The sequence below is a fragment of the Streptomyces sp. NPDC018031 genome (assembly GCF_044327625.1).
Lineage (GTDB): Bacteria > Actinomycetota > Actinomycetes > Streptomycetales > Streptomycetaceae > Streptomyces.
This window is the reverse complement of the sequence record NZ_JBIRFT010000009.1, coordinates 217,343-238,211: the sequence shown is the minus strand read 5'-3', so window position 1 is coordinate 238,211 and position 20,869 is coordinate 217,343. Positions and strand designations below refer to the sequence as shown.

19 protein-coding genes are annotated in these 20,869 nt (G+C 76.0%); 11 read left to right on the top strand and 8 right to left on the bottom strand.

Annotated elements, in window-relative coordinates; translation table 11 throughout:
* Positions 1-23: 23 nt before the first annotated feature.
* A complete protein-coding gene (locus tag ACH4B3_RS21690; protein ID WP_398464975.1) occupies positions 24-506 on the bottom strand; it encodes a YidB family protein in 483 nt (160 codons plus the stop codon).
* A 218-nt stretch (positions 507-724) separates the two neighbouring features.
* Between ACH4B3_RS21690 and ACH4B3_RS21685 the strand changes: the two genes are divergently transcribed.
* The gene (locus ACH4B3_RS21685) at positions 725-994 is read left to right on the top strand and encodes a DUF4235 domain-containing protein (protein ID WP_398464973.1); all 270 of its coding nucleotides are present in this window, start codon (positions 725-727) and stop codon (positions 992-994) included.
* 149 nt (positions 995-1,143) lie between these two features.
* Here the strand turns inward: ACH4B3_RS21685 and ACH4B3_RS21680 are convergent, their stop codons facing one another.
* Positions 1,144-1,587, bottom strand: coding sequence for a DUF2267 domain-containing protein (locus tag ACH4B3_RS21680; RefSeq protein WP_398464971.1), 444 nt, complete (start codon positions 1,585-1,587; stop codon positions 1,144-1,146).
* Between the two features lie 271 nt (positions 1,588-1,858).
* Here ACH4B3_RS21680 and ACH4B3_RS21675 point away from each other — a divergent pair, with 271 nt between their 5' ends.
* The 5 genes from ACH4B3_RS21675 (at position 1,859) to ACH4B3_RS21655 (ending at position 8,087) form a co-directional block, all read left to right on the top strand.
* Positions 1,859-2,431, top strand: coding sequence for a (2Fe-2S)-binding protein (locus ACH4B3_RS21675; RefSeq protein WP_398464970.1), 573 nt, complete (start codon positions 1,859-1,861; stop codon positions 2,429-2,431).
* Positions 2,428-3,438: an FAD binding domain-containing protein gene (locus tag ACH4B3_RS21670; RefSeq protein ID WP_398464968.1), complete on the top strand. Its 1,011-nt coding sequence runs from the start codon at positions 2,428-2,430 to the stop codon at positions 3,436-3,438. Before ACH4B3_RS21675 ends, ACH4B3_RS21670 begins: the two co-directional genes overlap by 4 nt.
* A complete protein-coding gene (locus ACH4B3_RS21665; protein WP_398464966.1) occupies positions 3,435-5,552 on the top strand; it encodes a xanthine dehydrogenase family protein molybdopterin-binding subunit in 2,118 nt (705 codons plus the stop codon). The genes ACH4B3_RS21670 and ACH4B3_RS21665 overlap by 4 nt, the downstream gene beginning before the upstream one ends.
* 77 nt (positions 5,553-5,629) lie before the next feature.
* Positions 5,630-6,622 carry a non-homologous end-joining DNA ligase gene (gene ligD, locus ACH4B3_RS21660; protein WP_398464964.1) on the top strand — a complete coding sequence of 331 codons (993 nt, stop codon included), beginning with the start codon at positions 5,630-5,632 and terminating at the stop codon, positions 6,620-6,622.
* A gap of 127 nt (positions 6,623-6,749) precedes the next feature.
* The gene (locus ACH4B3_RS21655) at positions 6,750-8,087 is read left to right on the top strand and encodes a radical SAM protein (protein ID WP_398464962.1); all 1,338 of its coding nucleotides are present in this window, start codon (positions 6,750-6,752) and stop codon (positions 8,085-8,087) included.
* A 97-nt stretch (positions 8,088-8,184) separates the two neighbouring features.
* Here the strand turns inward: ACH4B3_RS21655 and ACH4B3_RS21650 are convergent, their stop codons facing one another.
* The 4 genes from ACH4B3_RS21650 to ACH4B3_RS21635 all read right to left on the bottom strand — a co-directional run bounded on the left by ACH4B3_RS21650 (position 8,185) and on the right by ACH4B3_RS21635 (position 13,994).
* Positions 8,185-9,972 (bottom strand): DUF6297 family protein, encoded by a 1,788-nt coding sequence (locus ACH4B3_RS21650; protein ID WP_398464960.1) that lies wholly within the window; start codon positions 9,970-9,972, stop codon positions 8,185-8,187.
* Positions 9,969-10,673, bottom strand: a complete 705-nt coding sequence (locus tag ACH4B3_RS21645; protein ID WP_398464958.1) for an ABC transporter ATP-binding protein — start codon at positions 10,671-10,673, stop codon at positions 9,969-9,971. The genes ACH4B3_RS21650 and ACH4B3_RS21645 overlap by 4 nt, the downstream gene beginning before the upstream one ends.
* Positions 10,674-10,803: 130 nt before the next feature.
* A complete protein-coding gene (locus ACH4B3_RS21640; protein WP_398464956.1) occupies positions 10,804-13,230 on the bottom strand; it encodes an FtsX-like permease family protein in 2,427 nt (808 codons plus the stop codon).
* The gene (locus ACH4B3_RS21635) at positions 13,227-13,994 is read right to left on the bottom strand and encodes an ABC transporter ATP-binding protein (RefSeq protein WP_398464954.1); all 768 of its coding nucleotides are present in this window, start codon (positions 13,992-13,994) and stop codon (positions 13,227-13,229) included. The genes ACH4B3_RS21640 and ACH4B3_RS21635 overlap by 4 nt, the downstream gene beginning before the upstream one ends.
* A 109-nt stretch (positions 13,995-14,103) precedes the next feature.
* Between ACH4B3_RS21635 and ACH4B3_RS21630 the strand changes: the two genes are divergently transcribed.
* The 4 genes from ACH4B3_RS21630 to ACH4B3_RS21615 all read left to right on the top strand — a co-directional run bounded on the left by ACH4B3_RS21630 (position 14,104) and on the right by ACH4B3_RS21615 (position 17,157).
* Positions 14,104-15,285 (top strand): sensor histidine kinase, encoded by a 1,182-nt coding sequence (locus ACH4B3_RS21630; RefSeq protein WP_398464952.1) that lies wholly within the window; start codon positions 14,104-14,106, stop codon positions 15,283-15,285.
* Positions 15,286-15,290: 5 nt separating this feature from the next.
* A complete protein-coding gene (locus ACH4B3_RS21625) occupies positions 15,291-15,923 on the top strand; it encodes a response regulator (RefSeq protein ID WP_398465035.1) in 633 nt (210 codons plus the stop codon).
* Between the two features lie 159 nt (positions 15,924-16,082).
* A complete protein-coding gene (locus ACH4B3_RS21620) occupies positions 16,083-16,646 on the top strand; it encodes a hypothetical protein (protein ID WP_398464950.1) in 564 nt (187 codons plus the stop codon).
* A 289-nt stretch (positions 16,647-16,935) separates the two neighbouring features.
* Positions 16,936-17,157, top strand: a complete 222-nt coding sequence (locus ACH4B3_RS21615; RefSeq protein ID WP_398464948.1) for a hypothetical protein — start codon at positions 16,936-16,938, stop codon at positions 17,155-17,157.
* Between the two features lie 91 nt (positions 17,158-17,248).
* Here ACH4B3_RS21615 and ACH4B3_RS21610 read toward each other — a convergent pair whose 3' ends face one another.
* Complete coding sequence (locus tag ACH4B3_RS21610) at positions 17,249-17,785, bottom strand: MarR family winged helix-turn-helix transcriptional regulator (protein ID WP_398464946.1); 537 nt, start codon at positions 17,783-17,785, stop codon at positions 17,249-17,251.
* Positions 17,786-17,918: 133 nt separating this feature from the next.
* On the opposite strand from ACH4B3_RS21610, the gene ACH4B3_RS21605 reads away from it, so the two are divergent.
* Positions 17,919-18,464, top strand: coding sequence for a carboxymuconolactone decarboxylase family protein (locus ACH4B3_RS21605; protein WP_398464944.1), 546 nt, complete (start codon positions 17,919-17,921; stop codon positions 18,462-18,464).
* Between the two features lie 108 nt (positions 18,465-18,572).
* Here ACH4B3_RS21605 and ACH4B3_RS21600 read toward each other — a convergent pair whose 3' ends face one another.
* The gene (locus tag ACH4B3_RS21600; RefSeq protein ID WP_398464942.1) at positions 18,573-20,609 is read right to left on the bottom strand and encodes an ATP-binding protein; all 2,037 of its coding nucleotides are present in this window, start codon (positions 20,607-20,609) and stop codon (positions 18,573-18,575) included.
* Positions 20,610-20,869: the final 260 nt, after the last annotated feature.

Below are 20,869 nucleotides of genomic sequence, written 5' to 3'. Positions count from 1 at the left end.
GTGCCGCGCGGGCACCCCGGCCGTCACCGGCCCGGCTGCCGCCGCAGGATGATCTCCTCCAGGTCGCCCTGCGGCACCTCGCCGCCGGGCGTGAGCTTGTCCACCGCCTCCGGCAGCGCGGCGGCCAGCCGGTCGGCGGCCTGCTCGGGGGTGACGCCCGCCTGCCGCGCGACATGGTCCAGGTTCTGGTAGGGCAGCGCCTGGGCGAGTTCCGGGCCGCTGATGGGCCGGTTCTCGCCGGTGCCCACCCAGGAACCGGCCTGCTCCCCCAGGCCGCCGTCGCGGAGTTCCTCCAGCAGGCCGTTGAGCGGGTTCGCGCCGCCGCCCGCGCCCACGGTGCCCAGGAGCGCGGCGAGCATGGTGCCCGATCCGTCCCGCTGACCACCGCCGAGCAGACCGCCGAGCAGACTTCCCAGATCGTTACCCGCCATCGCCGCGCCTTTCGGTGGATGTCCCGGCCGGGGGAACTCCGGCCGCTCACCCCCTCCAGGAACGAATCTAGCCAAACCGGCCGTGATCGGCTCGGTGGCCGACCGGTCCGCGGCCTCCGCGGGCCCCGGTTCTGCGCCGAACAGCCCAAGCCGCGCCCTCCGGGGACGGGATGTGCCGGCGTGCCGGTGGGTGAAGCGCGCACAGCGGGTACCCGGGACATCCCCGACAGTGGGGAACGGGCCCGGGGGAAGGCGGCCCGTGGTCGTTGCCGAACGGGAGCCGGTGCTGGTCCATGGGTAAGTTGGGGAAGCTGTTCTACAAAATGCTCAGCCTGCTGTTCGGAGTGCTCGGCGGCATCGTCGCGGGGGCCGTCTTCAAGCAGGTGTGGAAGGTGGTCGGCCGCGAGGAGGACGCCCCGCAGGCCACCGACGAGGAGCGGACCTGGCGGGAGGTGCTGCCCGCGGCGGCCCTGCAGGGCGCCATCTTCGCCATGGTCAAGGCGGTGGTGAACCGCGGCGGTGCGGCGGGCTTCCGCCGGGTCACCGGCACCTGGCCCGGCTGAGCCGGCCCACTGTCCCACCGGGCCCCGGGTGCCCGGGAGTCCGCGTCGCCCGGGCACGGTCCGCATCGCCCGGCGTGCCCGAGGGCACCGGACCGCCGGACCCGGGTACGGCAGTCGCAGCGCCCCGGCCGTCGCGCCGGGCCGGCCCCTCACCCCTCCTGGTCCAGGAACGCCCTCGCCTCGGGCAGCAGGGCGCGGATGTCCTGGGGCAGCAACGTGTACAGGCGGTCCATCAGCTCCGGGCTGACCGCCGCGTCGAGCACCTCGAACACCGCCACCGCCTCGCCGATCGCCCGGTCCTCGGTGGTCCCCACCCGCCACGCCACCCGTCCCGCGAAACCGGTCAGGTCGAAGCGCTCGCCGTGTTCGTGGCGCCAGGCGCGCTCCTCGGGCGAGCCCTCGTGGGCGGCGGCGACCCGTCTGAGGTGTTCCGCCACCTCCGGCGGCAGCTGCGCCGCCAGGTGGTCGGCCACCCCGTCCGGGACCCGTTCGGCGAGGGTTTCCAGCGTCGCCCGGACGGCCCGCTCGGCGGCCTGCCGATCGGGCAGCGCGGCCCGGGCCTGGACCTGCCGTACCAGTTCTTCGTAGTGCATGTGCCACACCGCCTCGGGTCGCCGGGCCGGGTCCCTGGGCCCACGGGTTCCCGCGCCGGTCCGCACCAACCTCGGCGTGCCGCGCCCCACCGGGCGGCCGCGCCCGGCGGGGCCCCGCCGCCTGCCGGGTGACAGCCCATCGGCACCGTTTCGGAGATGGTGCTTCCGGTTACCGAAGAGATGTCCGTGTCCGGCCGGCTCCGCTCGGCGGCACACGGCGGGAGCGGACTGCCCGTCCGGCCCGGCGAGCGCCGGGGGCGAGGAGGTACGGATGGACACGGTGCGGCACACCTCTCGGATCACCCTGCACGTGAACGGCGCCGCCCGGGGGCTGGAGGTCGACAACCGGGCCACCGTGCTCGACGTGCTGCGTGAGCGGCTGGACCTGACCGGCGCCAAGAAGGGGTGCGACCACGGGCAGTGCGGGGCGTGCACGGTGCTGGTCGACGGCGTGCCGATGAACAGCTGCCTGCTGCTGGCGGTGGCCCGGCACGATGCCGAGATCACCACCGTCGAGGGGCTCTCCGACGGGCAGCGGCTGCACCCGGTGCAGGAGGCGTTCTGGGAGCGGGACGCCTTCCAGTGCGGGTACTGCACCCCCGGGCAGATCTGCTCGGCCGTGGGAGCCCTGGCCGACATGGCGGCGGGCCGGCCGAGCGCGGTCACCGCGCCGGAGCACCCGCTGGGGGAACCGGTGCCGCCCGGGGAGCCGGAGATCAGGGAACGGCTGAGCGGGAACATCTGCCGGTGCGGCGCCTACCCCAACATCCTGCGCGCGGTGGTCGACGCCGCCGCCTCGGGGCCGGCCGCCGCGTTCGCCGGGCAGCCGGGAGCGACCCGGTGAGGTCCTTCCGGTACGAGCGGCCCGCCGACGCGCGGGCGGCGGTCGCCGCCCTCGGCCCCCGGGGAAGCGCCCGCTACCTGGCCGGGGGCACCAACCTCGTCGACCTGATGAAGCTCGGCGTGGAACGCCCCGAACTGCTCGTGGACGTGAGCCGGCTGCCGCACGGCTCGGTGGAGCCGACCGCCGCCCGCGGACTGCTCATCGGCGCGGGCGTGCGCAACAGCGACCTGGCCGCCGACCCCGCGGTGCGCGACCGCTATCCGATGCTGTCCCAGGCACTGCTGTCCGGCGCCTCCGCCCAGTTGCGCAACGCGGCGACCATCGGCGGCAACCTGCTCCAGCGCACCCGCTGCCTGTACTTCCAGGACGTCGGCAAGCCGTGCAACAAGCGCCTCCCCGGCTCGGGCTGCCCGGCCCGGGAGGGGGTGCACCGCGATCTGGCGGTGCTCGGCGCCTCCGAGCACTGCGTGGCCACCCATCCGTCGGACATGGCCGTCGCGCTCGCCGCGCTCGACGCCGAGGTGCACGTGCTGGGCGCGGCCGGGGCACGGACGGTGCCGGTCGACCGGCTGTACCGGCTGCCCGGTGACCGGCCGGACCGGGAGACCGTGCTGGAGCACGGCGACCTGATCACCCACGTCGAGCTGGGCGAGGTGCCGGAGGCCCGCCGCTCCGCGTACCGGAAGGTCCGGGACCGTGCCTCCTACTCCTTCGCGCTGGTCTCGGTCGCCGCGGCGCTGGAGGTGTCCGAGGGCCGGGTCCAGCGGGTGCGGCTGGCCTTCGGCGGGGTGGCGCCCAAACCCTGGCGCGCCCGGCTCGCCGAGCAGCGGCTGCTCGGCGAGCCGGCCGGGGAGCAGGCGTTCGCGGCCGCGCTCGACGCCGAGCTCGCCCCCGCCGAGCCGCTGCGCGACAACGCGTTCAAGATCCCCATGCTGCGTCATGTGGCGGTACGCACGCTGGCCGGGCTCGCCGCGGCCGGCAGCGCACCGCGCGGGGCGGGCCGATGACCTCGCCCGGCGGACTCGGCGCGCCGGTGGCCCGGCTGGAGGGGCGCGAGAAGGTCACCGGCACCGCCCGGTACGCGGCCGAGCACCCGGTCGACGGCTGCGCGTACGCGTGGCCGGTGCCGGCGACGGTGGCCAGGGGCAGCATCACCGGCATCGACTGTGCGGCGGCCCTCGCCGAACCGGGGGCGCTGGCGGTCCTCACCCATGAGAACGCCCCGCGGCTGGGTGACGCGGACGACGCGACCCTGCTGGTGCTGCAGTCGCCGCTGGTCGCCCACCGCGGCCAGTACGTCGCCCTGGCGGTGGCGGACTCCTGGGAGGCGGCGCGGGCGGCGGCCGCCGCGGTCCGGGTGGAGTACGCGCCCGAACCGCACGACGTGGAACCGAGCGCCACCCATCCGGGCCTGTACGCGCCGGAGACGGTGAACGGGAACTTCCCCGCCGACCGGGTGCGCGGCGACTTCGACGCCGCGTACGCCGCCGCGCCGGTGAGGACCGACGCCGTCTACCGCATTCCGGCGCTGCACAACCATCCGATGGAGCCGCACGCCGCCACGGCGGTGTGGATCGGCGACCGGCTGCGGGCATACGACTCCAGCCAGGGGGCGACGAAGGTCCGGCAGACCCTGGCGGCGCTGTTCGGTCTCGCCGAGGAGCAGGTCACGGTGGTCTCCGAGCACGTCGGCGGCGGTTTCGGCTCGAAGGGCACCCCACGGCCGCACGTGGTGCTCGCCGCGATGGCGGCGCGCCACACCGGACATCCGGTCAAGATCGCGCTGCCGCGTCCGCAGCTGGCCGCCGTGGTGGGCCACCGGGCCGCGACCGAACAGCGGGTGCGGCTGGGGGCGGACACCGACGGCCGCATCCAGGCGCTGTGCCACGAGGTGTTCACCTACAGCTCGCGGATCAAGGAGTTCACCGAGCAGGCCGGCACCCCGGCCCGGACGATGTACGCGGGGGCGAACAGCACCACCACCCACCGGCTCACCCGGCTCGACGTGCCGACCCCCTCCTGGCTCCGGGCCCCGGGCGAGTGTTCGGGCATGTTCGCGCTGGAGTCCGCCATGGACGAACTGGCCATCGCCTGCGCCCTGGACCCGGTCGAGCTGCGGCTGCGCAACGACACCCCGACCGAGCCGGACTCCGGGCGCCCGTTCAGCAGTCGCGGGCTGGCCGAGTGCCTGCGCGAGGGGTCCCGCCGGTTCGGCTGGGCGGAGCGCGACCCGCGGCCGGGCAGCCGGCCCGAGGGCCGTTGGCTGATCGGCACCGGGATGGCCGCGTCCGGCTACCCGGCGGAGGTGGGCCCGGCCCGGGCGGAGGCGTCGGCCGAGGCCTCGGGCCACTACCGGGTGCGGATCAACGCCACGGACATCGGCACCGGCGCCCGTACGGTGCTGGCGCAGATCGCCGCCGACGCGCTGTCGGTGCCGGTGGACCGGGTGGCCGTCGAGATCGGGAACAGCGATCTGCCGCGGGCTCCGCTGGCCGGCGGCTCCTCCGGCACCGCGTCCTGGGGCTGGGCGGTGCACAAGGCGGGCCGTGCGCTGGCCCGGGAGCTGGCCGAGCACACCGGGCCGCTGCCGGAGTCCGGGCTGTCGGTGCGGGTCGACACCACCGACGATGTGGCGGCCATGTCGGAGGAGTTCGCCCGCCGGGCGTTCGGCGCCCAGTTCGCCGAGGTCGCGGTCGACATGGACAGCGGCGAGACGCGGGTGCGGCGGCTGCTGGGGGTGTTCGCGGTCGGCCGGGTGCTCAACGCCCGCACCGGGCGGTCCCAGTTGATCGGCGGGATGACCATGGGGCTGTCGATGGCGCTGCTGGAGCACAGCACCATGGACCCGCGCTTCGGCGACCACGCCGAGCGCGACCTGGCGGCGTACCACGTCGCCGTGCACGCCGACGTACCGGACGTGCGGGCGTACTGGATCGCGGAGGACGACGCCCGGCTCAACCCCATGGGTGCCAAGGGCATCGGGGAGATCGGCATCGTGGGTACCGCCGCGGCGGTGGCCAACGCCGTGCACCACGCGACCGGGGTCCGGGTCCGCACCCTGCCGGTCCGTCCGGAGGACCTGCTGCCCGGGCTCGGTGAGTGGCAGGCCGCCGGCGGCTGAGGGCACCGCGGGCGGCGTCCTCCCCCGGCCGGTCCCGGCTTCGTCGCGGACCGGCCGGTTCTGCGTTTTGATGGAGCATGGCCCCTCGTCCGCCCGAGCCCGCAGCCGAGCCGGGGCTGCCCCGGCTGGCGCCGATGCTGGCCACCCCGGGACCGCTGCCGCCGCCCGGCCGGACCGGCACGGCCGACTGGGCGTACGAGGTGAAGTGGGACGGGGCGCGAGCCCTGGTGGAGCTACCCGGCGACGGCGGGGTGCGGCTGGTGAGCCGCACCGGGCGGCTGGTCACCGCCGCCTACCCGGAACTCGCCGGGATCGGCCCGCCGGGCCTGTCCGCCGTGCTGGACGGGGAGATCGTCGTCCTCGACGAGGCCGGCCGGCCCGACTTCGGGCGGATGCAGCAGCGGATGGGGCTGACCCGTCCGGCCGCGGTCCGGGCCGCCGTGCGCGCCCACCCGGTCACCCTGATGCTCTTCGACGTCCTGCACCTGGCGGGCCGCTCCACCCTGGAACTGCCCTACGCCGAGCGGCGGCGGCTGCTGGAGGCGCTGCCGGTCACCGGGCCGCGGGTGGCCGTTCCCCCCTACTGGCCGCCGGGCGAGGGGCCGGCCGCCCTGGCGTGGACCCGGGAGCACGGGCTGGAGGGGGTGGTCGCCAAACGCGTCAGCTCGGCCTACGAGCCCGGCCGGCGCACCCGCGACTGGATCAAGACCAAGCATGTGCGCACCCTCGACGTGCGGATCGGCGGCTGGGTCGCGAAGCCGCCCGGCACCACCGCCGTCCGCTCGCTGCTGGTGGGGGTGGAGACCGCCGGCGGCCTCGCCTTCGCCGGCTCGGTGGGAACCGGCTTCTCGTACGCGGAGAGCCGCCGGCTGGCCGGACTGCTCCGGCCGCTGGAGGTGGCCGCGCCCCCGTTCGCCGACGGCGGGGCGGTCGGGACCGGGTATCCGCCCCGCTGGGTGCGGCCCGAGCTGAGCGGCGAGGTGGAGTACCTGGAGTGGACCCGCGGCGGGCGGCTGCGGGCGCCGGTGTGGCGGGGGTTGCGCGGCCCGCCCGACGTCGTCCCGTACTGACGCCCCGTCCGGCCGCAAGGGTGTTCTTTGCCACGATGCGTGCCTCTTGGTCACCCCGCCCCACGGCCGCGCCGGGCCTCGTGTGAGAGTGGTTCCAGCAGGAGTGGACCGAGGGCAGGAGCCTCGCATGCAGAGCCGTACCGCGTTGGTCGAGGATCTGATGGAACGGTTCCCGCACGTGCCGCGGGAAGCCGTGATCAAGGAGGACTTGCTGCGGGGCGGCATCGCCTTCGACGAGTCCGCGCTCAGCGGCAACGAGGGCGGGGACGTCAAGCCGAAGTCGTACTTCATCTTCTCCTTCGACCACCGGACCCTGCCCGAGCTGGGCGCCGCCGCGCTGCGCCGGCCGCCGGAGGAGATCGTGCTGACCGGCGGCCCGTACGGGCTGCGCCGCACCGTGGTGTCGGTCCGGGTCAACCCGGGGTCGCCGTACCGGGTGGCCGCCGGTGACGACGGCGTGCTGGGCCTGTACCTGGACGGCGCGCGGATCTCGGACGTGGGGCTCCCGCCGATGCCGGACTACTACCGGCACACCCTGGCGAACGGCAAGTCGGTGATGGAGGTGGCGCCGACCATCCAGTGGGGTTACCTCGTCTACCTGACGGTCTTCCGGGTCTGCCAGTACTTCGGCGCCAAGGAGGAGTGCCAGTACTGCGACATCAACCACAACTGGCGCCAGCACAAGGCGGCGGGCCGCCCGTACACCGGGGTGAAGCCGGTCGAGGAGGTCCTGGAGGCGCTGGAGATCATCGACCGGTACGACACCGCCCGGGCCTCGACCGCCTACACCCTCACCGGCGGCGCGGTCACCTCGCACATCGGCGGCAAGGACGAGGCCGACTTCTACGGCCAGTACGCCAAGGCCATCGAGGAGCGGTTCCCCGGCCGCTGGATCGGCAAGGTGGTCGCGCAGGCCCTGCCCAAGGCGGACGTGCAGCGCTTCCACGACTACGGGGTGCGGATCTACCACCCCAACTACGAGGTGTGGGACCCGTACCTGTTCGAGCGCTACTGCCCGGGCAAGGAGCGCTACGTGGGCCGCGACGAGTGGCACCGCCGCATCCTGGACTCCGCCGAGGTGTTCGGGCCGCGCAACGTCATCCCCAACTTCGTGGCGGGCGTGGAGATGGCCGAGCCGTTCGGGTTCACCACGGTGGACGAGGCGATCGACTCCACGGTCGAGGGCCTGCGGTTCTTCATGTCACGCGGCATCACGCCGCGCTTCACCACCTGGTGCCCGGAGCCCACCACTCCGCTGGGCAAGGCGAACCCCCAGGGCGCGCCGCTGGAGTACCACGTGCGGCTCCTGGAGGCGTACCGCGCCACCATGGAGGAGAACGGGCTCACCTCGCCCCCCGGTTACGGTCCGGCGGGCCCGGGCCGGGCGGTGTTCTCGGTGAGTTCGTTCATGGACAGCCTGCCGGCGGCGGAGGACGCCCCGGAGGCGGCCGCGCCGGTGGGCTGACCCGGCACGGCACCCGGACGGAACCGGCGCCCCTTCCCCCGGCCGGGGGAAGGGGCGCACCGGTGTGCCCGGCGGACGTCCCCTACGGCGCGGCCGGTCAGCCGCGCCGTACCAGCCGGTCCGCGCAGCGGGCGGCGAACACCAGCAGCCCCGCGGTCAGCACGGACGCGACCAGGAGCACCGGGAGGACGGCGCCGGCGCCGTGGCCGGGCGCGTCCCGGAGCACCAGGGTGAGGCCGCCGACCGACAGCAGCGGACCGGCCGCGTACCAGAAGGCGAAGAGGAACGGGCCGGGCGAACCGGCGGGCGTCGCCACCCCGGCGAACAGCAGGTCGGTACGGGCCGGCCCGCGGCAGGCGCCGACCAGCGCGGCGGCGGCGAACGGCGGCGCGCACAGCGGCATCAGCAGCAGCGCCCACGGCGCGCCGGCCAGCGCGTAGGGCAGCGCCGCGAGCACCGCCAGCAGCGCCCCGAGCACTGCCGGGAGCACCGCGTGGTGCAGCATCACGGTGCGCAGCCGCCGCGGGGACCAGGCCGACCGCCGGACGTCGTCGGTCTCCAGCCGGGCCGGCTCGGCGAGCCCCGCCACCGCGACGTACCCCAGGGCCAGGGCCGCCACCAGCAGCGGGGTGCGCAGACCGTCACCGGTCCGGGCCGCCGCGCCGCCCAGCGCGGCGGCGCCCGCCACCGCGGTGGCCGCGGTGCCGAGCCGTCCGGGCGACCGGAGCAGGGCGACCGCGTCGCGCCACGGCACGGCGAACCGCGGGTGGCGGGGCGGCCGGATCCGCGGCCGGCGGAGGGTGCCGGCGCCGGACGCCTCGGTCACCGCCAGCCGCGCGGTACGCAGCTCCAGGGTCGCCACGCCGTTGCGCACCGCGGAGACCGTGGCGGCCCGGCGGCGCAGCTGCGCGTTGGACACCAGCGCCGCACCGCGGTGGGCGGGCACCAGCGCGACGGCCGTCACCGCCGTCAGGGCGAGGGCGGCGACCGGCCACCCCGGGGCGTTCCCGCCGGTGGCCGCCAGGACGGGCTGTGCGGCCCAGCCCCAGGGGCCGGACCAGAGAACCGCGGTCTCCAGTGCCGCGCTGCGGTGCCCGGTGGCCGCGAGCACGGTCCACCCGGCCGGCATCAGGAGCAGGACACCGGCCCGGAAGGTGAGCCCGCGCACCCGGTCGGCCGACCGGGGGTGGTGTTGCACCACCAGGGCCAGGACGGTCGCCAGCAGCGGCAGGCACACGGCGGCGGGCAGCAGCGAGAGCAGCCCCCGGCCGAACGGCGCCAGGTCGGTGACGTGCAGGACGACGGCGGACACGGCGGCCCCGAGCAGCCCGGCGAGCACCGCGACCGCGGCCGAGCGCCACAGCCGGGGGCGGAGCACGGCCTCGCGGCGCACCGGCTGGGCGAGCAGCCAGCCGACGGTGGGCGCGGAGACCACCACCGGGCCGCGCCACAGCGCGTCCCGGGCCGCGAGCAGCGCCAGGGCCAGGGTCAGCAGCGCGAAGGCGGGCGGCAGTGCGTGCCGGATGTCGGCGCCCAGACTCCCGTGTTCGGCGCCCAGGCTCAGTTTCCGCAGGACCAGGTGGCTGTAGCCGGCGCCGTAGCCGATCAGGGCGAGGACCACGGTGTAGCCGAGGACAGCGAGGTCGCGGCCGCGGCGGCGCCGGTGGGCGCGGCGCTTGTCGCGCAGCCGGCGCAGGGTCTCGGCGGTGCGGTCGTCGTCCTCCGGGTGCCACTCCCCCGGCGGGTCCGCGGTGTCCGCCGGGTCCGCGACCGCCGTGCGGTGCGCGGAGGTCGCCGGGCCGGGCTCGTGGTGCCGGGCGCCGCCGGGCGGGTGGCCCAGGGCGGCTTCGGGTGTCGTCCGTATCGGGCCGGTCTCCTCCGTCATGCGCGCCGGCCCAGCTGCGCCAGTACCTCGGCCGGGGTGCCGTCGGCGATCACCCGGCCCTCCTCGAGGGCGACCATCCGGTCCGCCACCGCCTCGGCGAGTTCCGCCTGGTGGGTGGCGAGGAGCACGGCGACACCGTCCGCCTTCTCGGCGAGCAGCAGTTCGGCCAGCCGCCGGCGCGCGTCGGGGTCCAGCCGCTGTTCCGGTTCGTCGAGGACGAGCAGGTCCCGAGGCCGGACCAGGGCGGCGGCCAGCAGCAGCGACTGCAACTGCCCGGAGGACAGCGACAGCGGCAGCGCGTCGGCGTGGTCGGTCAGTCTGCGGTCGGCCAGCACGTGGTCGATCCAGTCGTCCGGGTCGGCCACCGCGTGCGCGACGGCGACGAGTTCCAGGTGCTCCCGGACGGTCAGGTCGGGGTAGCACGCGGCCATGTCGCCGACCACGGCGACCGAGGCCCGCACCGCGGGGTCGTCCTCGCTGATCGGGCGCCCGGCGAACAGCGCCTCGCCGCCGGTCGGGGTGTCCCGGCCGGCGGCGATCCGCAGCAGGGTGGACTTGCCCGACCCGTTGTGGCCGAACAGCGCGGTGCAGTTGCCGCGGTGCACATCGAGGTCGAGGGGGTGCAGCGCCTGCCGCTCACCGTAGCTGCGGCTGACTCCCCGCAGACGCAGCAGGGCGCCCCCGCCCGGCTCCACCGTCATTCTCCGAAACCCCCTGGTCGTCCTGGTCGGTCGGGCTGTCGTCGGTCGAACCCGGTCGGTCGTTCCGGGATCTTCCCGGAACGACCCTAACCAGCACCGCCGCCCGGGTTTCCACCGGTGGCGGCGGTCGTCACGCCAGGGCGCGGCGGAGGGCGGCCCGGGCCGGCAGCAGGCTCGCGGCCAGCGCGAGCGCGAAGGTGCCGGCGACCGCGGCGAGGACGGGTGTCCACGGGACGACGAGGTCGACCGGGACCCCGAGGCTCGCGCTGAGGCCGGCCCGGATGCCCAGCAGCGAGGGCAGGGCGACGAGCCCGCCGAGGGCCGTGCCCAGGGCCACCACGATCGTGGTCTCCCCGGCGACGGTCCACAGCACCTGACGGTCCGTCGCGCCGGACAGCCGCAGTACCCGGAAGTCGGGCACCCGGTCGGCGGTGGCCATCAGCAGGGTGTTGCCGACGGCGACACCGGTGTACCCGGCGGACAGGCCGACCAGCAGCAGGGTGAACACCCACACCAGGCGGTCCTCCTCGGCGTCGGCGCGGCCCGCGTGGGACGCGACGCTGATCTCCCGGGCGCCGAGGGCGGCCGGCAGGTCGGCGGGCGCGGCACCGGTGCGGTGCACGACCTCGGTGAGCGCGGACGGGTCGTGGGCGCGGACGGCGGCGCGGGTGAGCAGCACACCGTAGGGGGCCGAGGCGTCGGTGAGGACGGCCACGACGCGCAGCCGGGCGGTCCGGCCGTCCTCGAAGGTGAGGTCGACGGTGCCGCCCACGGTGCCGTCCAGGGTGGTCAGCACGGACCGGGACACGGCCATGGTGTCCGCGGCGCGCAGCGCGGACAGGGACCCGGAGACCACCTCCAGCCGGTGGTGGACGGCGGTGAACGACTCCGGTTCGACCCCGGCGCCCTCGATCGCGACCCGGTCCCGGCCCCCGTGCACGGTCGTCGGCAGCACGGGGGAACCGTCGACCGCGTCGGCGGCGGCGTCCGACAGGCCGGGGGTGCCGTCGGCGATCACGGCGGCCTCGGCGCGCACCGAGGCGGTGTCCCGGGCGGTGTGGCTGTGTGCCGAGGTCTGGGTGTTCCCGGTGATCAGGACCACGAAGGCGATGGTGGCCAGGACGGGGGCGGTGGTGGACGCGGTGCGCCGGACGGCGGTCAGCATGGTTTCCCGGACCAGCGTGCCGGTGGCGCCGCCCCACCGGGTCAGCGGGCGGGTGGCGGCCCGGACCACCGGCGGCAGGATGCCGGGTACCAGCAGCGTCACCCCGGTGATCAGCCCGACCGCGGTGGCCAGGGCGAGGGTCACCAGGTCGGCGGGGTCGGCGAAGACCGCGGCCAGGCAGGCGGCGCCGCCCAGGGCGGTGAAGGCGCACCCGGTGAGCAGGCGGGCGCGGCTCATCGGGCGGTCGTCGGCCTCGGCCTCCCGCAGGGCGTCCAGCGGGCCGGTCCGCGCGGCGCGCCGGGAGGCGGAGCGGACGGCGGCGACCGCCGCGCCGAGCCCGGTGGCGAAGGCCGCGGCCAGTACCCACGGCCGCGGGTCGACCACGAAGCCCGCCGGCAGGAAGCCGGTGTCCGCCAGTAGTCCGGCGAGCGCGGGTGCCAGTACCGCGCCCAGCGGTACCCCGGCGCCGGCGCCGGCCGCCCCGACCACGAGCGCCTCGGCCAGCAGCATGCGGCGCACCTGCCCGGGGGTGGCGCCGACGGCGCGCAGCAGGCCCAGCTCGCGGCGGCGCCGGCTGACGGTGAAGGCGAAGGTGGAGGCGACCACGAAGAGCGTGACGAAGGCGGAGAGCACCGCCATGGCGGTGAGCACCTGCCCGCCGATCCAGCGGGTTCTGGCGTCCTGGGCGGGCGCCAGCTTGCGCCGTTCACCGCCGGTGAGCGCCCGGCCGGTGCCGTCGGTGGCGCGGGCGGCGGCCGCCGCCACCGCCGCGTGGTCGGCGCCGCGTTCGGTGAGCAGACCGATGGTCCGGACGCCACCGGAGAGTTCCGCGGCCCGCGCGTCGGTGAGGTAGTAGCCGGGGCCGTCCACGGTGCCGGAGACGGTGAAGGGGGCCGGGCCGCGCGCGGTGAGCAGGGTGACGCGGTCGCCGGGGCGGGGGCCCAGGGCGCGGTCGAGGGCGACCTCGCCGGGGGCGCGCGGCGGCCGGCCCGCGGTGAGCCGGTACGGGCCGAGGGCGGCGCTGGACCAGCCGTGGCCCTGCCGTTCACCCTTCGCCTGGCGGTCGACGGGGGCAGTGCCGACCACGGCCTGGGCGTAGAAGGACCGGTCGGGCACGGCCCGGCGCACCCCGGGGACGGCGGCGAGGCGACGGGTGAGTTCGGCGGTGCGGGCCGATGACCACGGGGCCCGCTCCTGGAACCCGCCGGGTTGGTCGCGGCCCTGGGTGCTCTGCACGACGACCGGGGCCCCGGCGTACCGGGCGGGCACTCCGACCCCGTCGGAGAAGAGGATCAGGGCGCTCATGGTGAGGATGGCGACGCCCAGGCACAGGGAGAGGAAGGAGCCGGCGAGCGCGGTGCGGCGCTCCTTCACGGTGGCGAGGGCGATCATGCCGGCCCCTCCGGGGCGGTCGTGCGGGCGGCGATGACGGCGGCCGGGGTGCGGCCGGTGATCTCGTCGGCGATCCGGCCGTCGGCGAGGACCAGCACCCGGTCCGCCCAGGCGGCGGCCGCCGGGTCGTGCGTCACCATGACCACGGTCTGCCGGTGCTCGTCGACCAGTTCGCGCAGCAGGGTCAGCACGGTACGGGAAGCGGCGCTGTCCAGGGCGCCGGTGGGTTCGTCGGCGAAGAGCACGGCGGGCCGGGTGATCAGGGCGCGGGCGATGGCCACGCGCTGCTGCTGGCCGCCGGAGAGCCCGCCGGGGCGGTGGCCGGCCCGGTCGGCGAGGCCGACCGCGGCCAGCGCGGCGCGGACGGCGCCGGGTTCGGGGCGGCGTCCGGCCAGCCGCAGCGGCAGGGCGACGTTCTGTTCCGCGGTGAGGGCGGTGACCAGGTTCAGGGATTGGAAGACGAAGCCGACGTGCTCGCGGCGGAGCAGGGTCAGGGCGGTCTCGTCGAGGTTCGCGGTCGAGGTGCCGGCGATGACGACGCGTCCCTCGGTGGGGCGGTCGATGCCGGCGGCGCAGTGCAGCAGGGTGGACTTGCCGGAGCCGGAGGGGCCCATGACGGCGGTCATGGTGGCGGCGGCGAAGTCGAGGGTGATGTGGTCCAGTGCGGTCACGGCGCGCTCTCCGCTCCCGTACCGCTTGCTGACGGCGTGCAGTCGCACCGGGTGGGCGTGGTCCGCCGCCGGTGCCGGGGTTGCTGTGGGCATGGCGTGCAGTCAACCGGCGGGCGGCGCGCGGCACATGGGCGGCAGCGCTAGTCCGCATACTCCACCTGGCACTACTGTTCCCGGCCCGGTGGGCGGATACGTTCGGCGGATGCTTCCTCGTACCGCTGCGGAGGCGCTGGCCGCCCGCCCGCTGCGCTTCCTGCGTTCCTCCTGGCCGTGGCGGTCACTGGCCTATCTGCTGGCGGGCGGTGTGCCCGGGGTGGCGGCCGGGCTGGCGGGGGCCGGTCTGGTGGCCGCCTGGCCGCGGCTCGGCCCGGTCGCGGCGATGGTGTGCGGGCTGCTGCTGCTCGCCTGTGTCACCGCGCTCGCGGGGGCGGTCGAGCACCGGCGGCTGCGGTGGACCATGCCGGAGGCCAGGCCGGCGCGGTCCGGCCTGCGGGAGCCGGCCGGCTGGCGCGCGATGGGGTACGGGGCGCTGTCGGTCCTGGCGCTGGGCTGGCTGGATCTGGGGGTGGTGCTGGTCGCGCTGGGGGTCCCTGGGGTGCTGATGTCGGGGCCGTGGCAGCCGGGGGCCGAGCCCTGGGCGGTGGTCGGCGGACCGCTGGCCGGACTGCTGCTGCTCCCGGTGGCGGCGTACCCGATCGCCGCCTGGGCCGGTGCGCGGTCGGCGGTGGCGCTGGCCGTACTGGCGCCGGGCGAACGGGAGTTGCGGGAGGTGCGGCGGTCGCGGGCCCGGCTGGTGGACGCGTTCGACGCCGAGCGGCGGCGCATCGAGCGGGATCTGCACGACGGGGCGCAGGCGCGGCTGGTCGCCCTCACCATGAAACTGGGGCTGGCCGGCCTGGACCTGCCGGCCGGGTCGCCGGCGGCCCGGGAGGTCGCCGCGGCGCACCGGATGGCGAAGGAGGCGCTGGCGGAGCTGCGGGAGGTGATCCACGGGATCCATCCGCAGGTGCTCACCGAGCGGGGGCTGGCCGCGGCGGTGCGGGACGTGGCGGGGCGGTCGCCGGTGCCGGTGGAGCCGGACGTGGACCTGCCGCACCGGCTGCCCGGGGCGGTCGAGGTGGCCGCGTACTTCGCGGTGTGCGAGGCGCTGGCCAACACGGCCCGGCACAGCGGGGCGCGGTCGGGCCGGGTGGTGGGGCGGCTGCGCGACGCGGTGCTGGTGGTGGAGGTGTCGGACGACGGGCGCGGGGGCGCGGATCCGGCGGCCGGTTCGGGGCTGACCGGGCTGGCCGACCGGATCGCGGCGGTGAACGGCAGAATGCTGCTGTCCAGCCCGGCCGGCGGGCCGACCCTGCTGCGAGTGGAGATTCCGTGCGACGGCTGAGTGTGGTGATCGCCGAGGACGCGGTGCTGCTGCGGGAGGGGCTGGTCGGCCTGCTGGAGCGCTTCGGGCACACGGTCCCGGCGGCGGTGGGTGACGGTCCGTCGCTGGTGGCCGCCGCGGTGCGGCACCGGCCCGACGTGGTGATCGCCGATGTGCGGATGCCGCCGGGGTTCACCGACGAGGGGCTGCGCGCGGTACGTGAACTGCAGCGGCTGCGGCCGGCACAGGCGGTGGTGGTGCTCAGCCAGTACATCGAGCAGACCTTCGCCGAGGAGCTGCTCGCGGGGCGGGGCGGCGCGGGCACCGGGTATCTGCTGAAGGACCGGGTCGGGGACGTGGCCGAGTTCATGACCTCGGTGGGCCGGGTGGCGGACGGCGGCATGGTGGTGGATCCGGAGGTGGTGCGGCAGTTGCTGGCCCGGCGCCGCGATCCGCTCGGCCGGCTGACGCCCCGGGAGCGGGAGGTGCTGGGGCTGATGGCCGAGGGCCGCTCCAACGCGGCGGTGGCCCGTGCGCTGGTGGTGACGGAGGCGGCGGTGGCCAAGCACATCGCGAGCATCCTGCAGAAGCTGGATCTGCCGCCCGCGCCGGACGACCACCGCCGGGTGCGGGCGGTGCTGGCCTATCTGGGTGCCTGAGCGCCCGCTCCGGGGCTGGTCAGGCGCCCCGCGGCCGCCGCTCCGGCCCGGTGCGACCGGTTCTGCGGCCGGACGCCGCCATCCGGGTGGTGTGCCGGCCGGACGTCTTCCCGCGGGGTGCGCCTGGGCGGACGCTGGCGGCGACACGAGGAGGTCATCATGTCCAGCTCCGTGAAATCCCTCATCCGCGCGGGCCGTCTCGGGGCCGTGCTGACGGCTCTGGCGCTTCCCGCGGCTCTGGCGCTTCCCGCGGCGCTGGCCGCGGCGCCGGTCCTCGCGGAGGGCCGGCCCTCGGCGCGGACGTCGGCCGCCGTGAACTGCTTCGTCAACGGCGTGCGTCAGCCGGGCCCGGAGATCGTCGGCACGGCCGGCGGCGACGACATCGCCTGTGACGTGCTGGATCCGGGGGACGTCATCCACGGGCTCGGCGGCGACGACACCATCCGGGTCACCGACAACAACCACGGCGTCGTCAACGGCGAAGGCGGTGTGGACGACATCTTCCTGCCCACCAACCGCGGCCTGGTGCAGGGCGGTGCCGGCAACGACACCATCCAGGTCAATACCAACACCGGCCCGAACGGCGGCGCGCAGGGCCACGTGAGGGGCGGCGACGGCGACGACAACATCACCGTGCGGGACAACTTCGGCCTGGTCGAGGGGAACGCGGGCTTCGACACCTGCTCCGTGACCACCGGGAACCTGCCGCTGTGTGAGGCCTAGGTCTTCTGCCCGGTGGGTGCGCGACCGCCCGTCAAGCGGTCTCTGCCCGCTCGCCCTTCCCCCCTCGGGCGGTGGCGATATCCGACGCCCCCCGCTAGGCTCCGTGGTGCTCACGCGAGAGCCACAGAGCACTGGCGACGTGTCCGATGGGGGACAGTGCTCCGATCTCGACAAGCAGTGAGCACCATGAGTCTCCAATCGTCGCGGAGCCTCAGCAGGCCATCGCAAGCGGTGGTCGAGCTGAGGCTGCCCGCCGACTGGTCGACCACCTTCGTGAAGGGATCGACTGGTGAGGCTGACTTCCCCCGTTCAGGTGCTTCTCGCGCTCCTCTCGTTCGTGTCGTCGCTGCTGGTGGCAGTGGTGGCGGGGGTACTCGCGCATGAGGCCGGGGCCCCGGTGGCCGGTGCGGTGCTGTACGGCGGCGGCGCGTTCATCGGCTGGATGACACTCTCCGTCAATGTGCTGACGGCTCTCGGCCTGCTCGGGCATCACGGCCGTCCCGGCGAGTGAGGGCCGAGGACGAAGTGACGGGCGGGTGGCGCCGGTCTGGTCGGCGAGCGGCCCCCGGGGCGTGCGGACGGACGGCGGGATGCCGGGGCGGTCATGGCCCGAACCACCCGGCCACGTCGACCCGCAGCCCGGTCACCGGGGCCATGGTCCGCAGGTCCGACTCCAGCTCGCGGAGCCGCTCGGCGCCGAGGGTCCGGGCCCACTCGGCCCGCAACTCCTCGAAGACCTCGGCCGAACGTCTCAGCGCGTCGATGCCGTGCGGGGTGAGCCGGAGGACCTTGCGGCGCGCGTCGGCCGGGTCGGCGGCCCGTTCCGCGTAGCCCAGCGCCAGTAGCCGGTCGGCGGTCTTGCCCGCCGCCTGCTTGGAGACCCCGAGCCGCCGCCCCAGTTCGCTGGCGGTGGCCCCGCCGGCACCGATGGCCTGCATGGCGAAGCCATGGGCGGGCCGCAGCCCGGGGTGCCCCTGGCGGGCCAGTTCGGCGTGCAGCCGATCGATCAGCGCGCGGAATCCGCCGAACAGCAGCAGGGGCAGCTCGAACCCGGGGGCGTCCGCGCCGGGATCCGAAGCGGCGCCCGGCCGGGCTCGGTCCCGGCCGGTCCCGGGACGCGATGCGTCAGCGTCAGCCATTGCGAAACCCGACAACCTGGTTTACTTTTTCGACAACCACGTTGTCCATTCTACCGGCCAGGGCCGCGGCCGCGGTGCCGCGACGCCCGCATGCCCGGACGACCCACCACCCCACCCCACCGGGAGCCCCGCCATGCATTCCCCCGTCTTCGCCGACCACACCCCCGACTCCGCGCCGCCCGCCGCCCGGAGCACGATGGAGGCGACCGCCCGCCGCATGGGATACCTGCCCGCGGCGGTGGCACGCCTCGCCACCTCCCCGCACCTGCTGAAGGGCTTCCTCACCCTCAGTGCGACATTCGAGGACACCACGCTGGACCCGCTGGCCCGCGAGGTGGTGATCCTCACCATGGCGACCGGCAACGAGTGCCACATCTGCGTGGCGATGCACACCGCCAAGCTCCGCGCACTCGACGCCGATCCGGAACTGGTCTCCGCCCTGCGCGAGCGGCGCGCCCTGCCGGACGAACGGCTGGAGGCCGTACGGCAGTTCACCCTGCGGGTGCTGGCGACCGCGGGCGCGGTGCCGGACGAGGAACTGCACGCCTTCCTGGACCGGGGCCACACCCCGCAGCAGGCCCTGGAGGTGGTGCTGGGCATCGGCACCTACACCCTGTCCACCCTGGCCAACCGGCTGACCCGGGCACCCTTGGACGAGCAGCTGAAGTGCCATGCGTGAGGAGCGCCGGTGCCGCCGCTCCGCCGGCGCGCCGGCGGTCCGCGCCCGGGGTGCCCGGGGCCGGCCCGCGCCCCGCCCCCGGGCCGCCGGGCGGCTCCGGTCTCCGCGTCAGTGACCGACCGCCGGCCCCGGCCGCAGCGCCTCGGCCAGAGCCACCTCGGTGTCCCCGGTCGCGCCGCGCAGGAAGGCGCTCTCGTACGCGCGGTCCCCGGCCGTCGCCCGCGCCGACCGCTCCAACTCCTCCCGCACCGCTCGCAGTTGCGGAGTGCCGCGCTGCGGGTGCCCGACGGTGGCCCAGTGCGCCAGCCCGATCCCGTACACCAGCGCCGCGCGCTCCCCGTCGCCCTGCGCGGCGAGGGCGGCGGCCAGCACGTCCAGACCCAGCGCGATCCCGAAGCTGTCCCGCATCTCCCGCTTGCCGATGAGCATGGCCCGGGCGTGGTCGGCCGCGTCCCAGGGGCGGCCGGTGGACAGCGCGATCAGCGCGAGCTGGTGGTCGATGTACGCCCGGGTCCAGCACTCGCCGCGCGCCACGCAGCCCGCGCGCAGCCGTTCCGCCTCCGCACGGGCCTCGGCCGGCTTGCCGAGCGCGGTGAGGGCGAAGACGGCGACCAGGTGGCAGCGCAGCCGGGAGGCGGAGTCGAAGGGCCCGCCGGGCAGTTCGGTCAGCACCTGGTCGGTCACCAGCCGGGCGTCGACCGGACGGCCGGTCAGCAGCGCGAGCAGCCCGGCGAGGTAGGCGGCGGCGAGGATCATCTCCCGGTCGCCGTCCTGCCGCGCGACCACCTCGCACTCCTCACTGAGCCGGTGCGCGGTGTCGTACTCGCCCTGCAGCGAGACCGTCACGCCCAGCGCCCACAGCGCCCGGGCGCGCTCCGGGCCCGGGACCGGGTACTCCGCGAGGGCGTGCTCCAGATAGCTGCGCGCCTCCCGCAGCCGGCCGCAGCAGCTCCAGAAGAAGCCGACCACGGCGGCGAGTTCCAGGGCGCGGCGCGGGGCGGTGGTGAGCAGCCGGTCGAGGGCGGTGCACAGGTCGGTGTGCGCCTCGCCGACCCTGCGGTACCAGGCGAGCTGGTCCGGGCTCAGCCAACCGGCGTCCGCCTGCCGGGCGAGGTCGAGGAAGTGCTCGGCGTGCCGGTCCGCGACCGCGTCCTCCTCGCCCAGCGCGGCCAGCCACAGCCGGCCGTACTCGCGGATGGTGTCGAGCATGCGGTAGCGGTCGCCGTCCCGGCTCAGCACCGACTTGGTGACCAGGCCCTCCAGCGCGGGGCCGATCCCGTCGGCGTCCAGCGGCCCGCCCGCGCACACCGACCGGGCCGACGCCGGGTCGAAGGCGCTGCGGAAGACGGTGAGCCGGGCCCACAGCAGCCGTTCCGCGGGGGCGCACAGCTCGTGGCTCCAGCCGATGGCGGTGCGCATCGTCCGGTGGCGTTCCGGCCAGACCCGCTCGGAGTGCACCAGCACGTCGAAGCGCGAGGTCAGCCGCCGGGACACCTCCTCGACGGTGGAGTGGCCGACCTGGGCGGCGGCGAGCTCCAGGGCCAGCGGGATGCCCTCCAGCCGGCGGCAGATGCGGGCGGCGGCCGCGGCGGCCGGCCCGGTGAACGGGTACCCGGGGGCCAGGGCCGCGGCCCGCTCGGTGAACAGGGCGAGCGCGTCGGGCCCGTCGGCCGTCATCGGTCCGACCTCGATCTGCCGCTCGGCGGCCAGCCGCAGCGGCTGCCGCCCGGTGGCCAGCACGGTCAGCCCGGGCGCGGCGGCCAGCAGCTCGCCGACCAGCGACCGGCACGCGTCGATCAGGTACTCGCAGGAGTCCAGCACCAGCAGCAGGCGCTTGCCGGCCAGCCACTCGCACAGCGCTTCGACGGGCATCCGCGGGGAGTGGTCGGACAGGTCGACGGCGTCCGAGACGGTGGCCAGGAGCAGCCGGTCGCCGTCCAGCGGGGCCAGGTCCGCCCACCACACCCCGTCCGGGTACCGGGCGGCGATCCGCCTGGCGGCCCGGAGCGCCAGCCTGGTCTTGCCCACACCGCCGGTGCCCGTCAGGGTGACCAGTCGATGGTGCGTCAACGCCTGTTCCAGCCGGACGAGTTCGGCCGTCCGTCCCACGAAACTGGTCGTCTCTTCGGGAATGTGCCCTACCACGGAGACAGTGTGCCGCACCATCGGGTCTCAGGACCCGGGTATGGCGGGATCAGGCCACGGCGCACGGAAGCCAGACCCCGCGCGCCGCCGGCCGGGCGAGCGGGCCCGCCGGCCGGGCGGCGGGGCGGCGGGTGCCGGCGGTTCCCGGCCCGGGGCCCCTCGGGCGGCGGGGGCGCGGGTCCGGCACGGCGGCGGGGGCGCGCCGCGGGGCGGCCGGCGGGGACGTCCGCGGCGGAGCCGGTGCGCCGCACCTCGGCCAC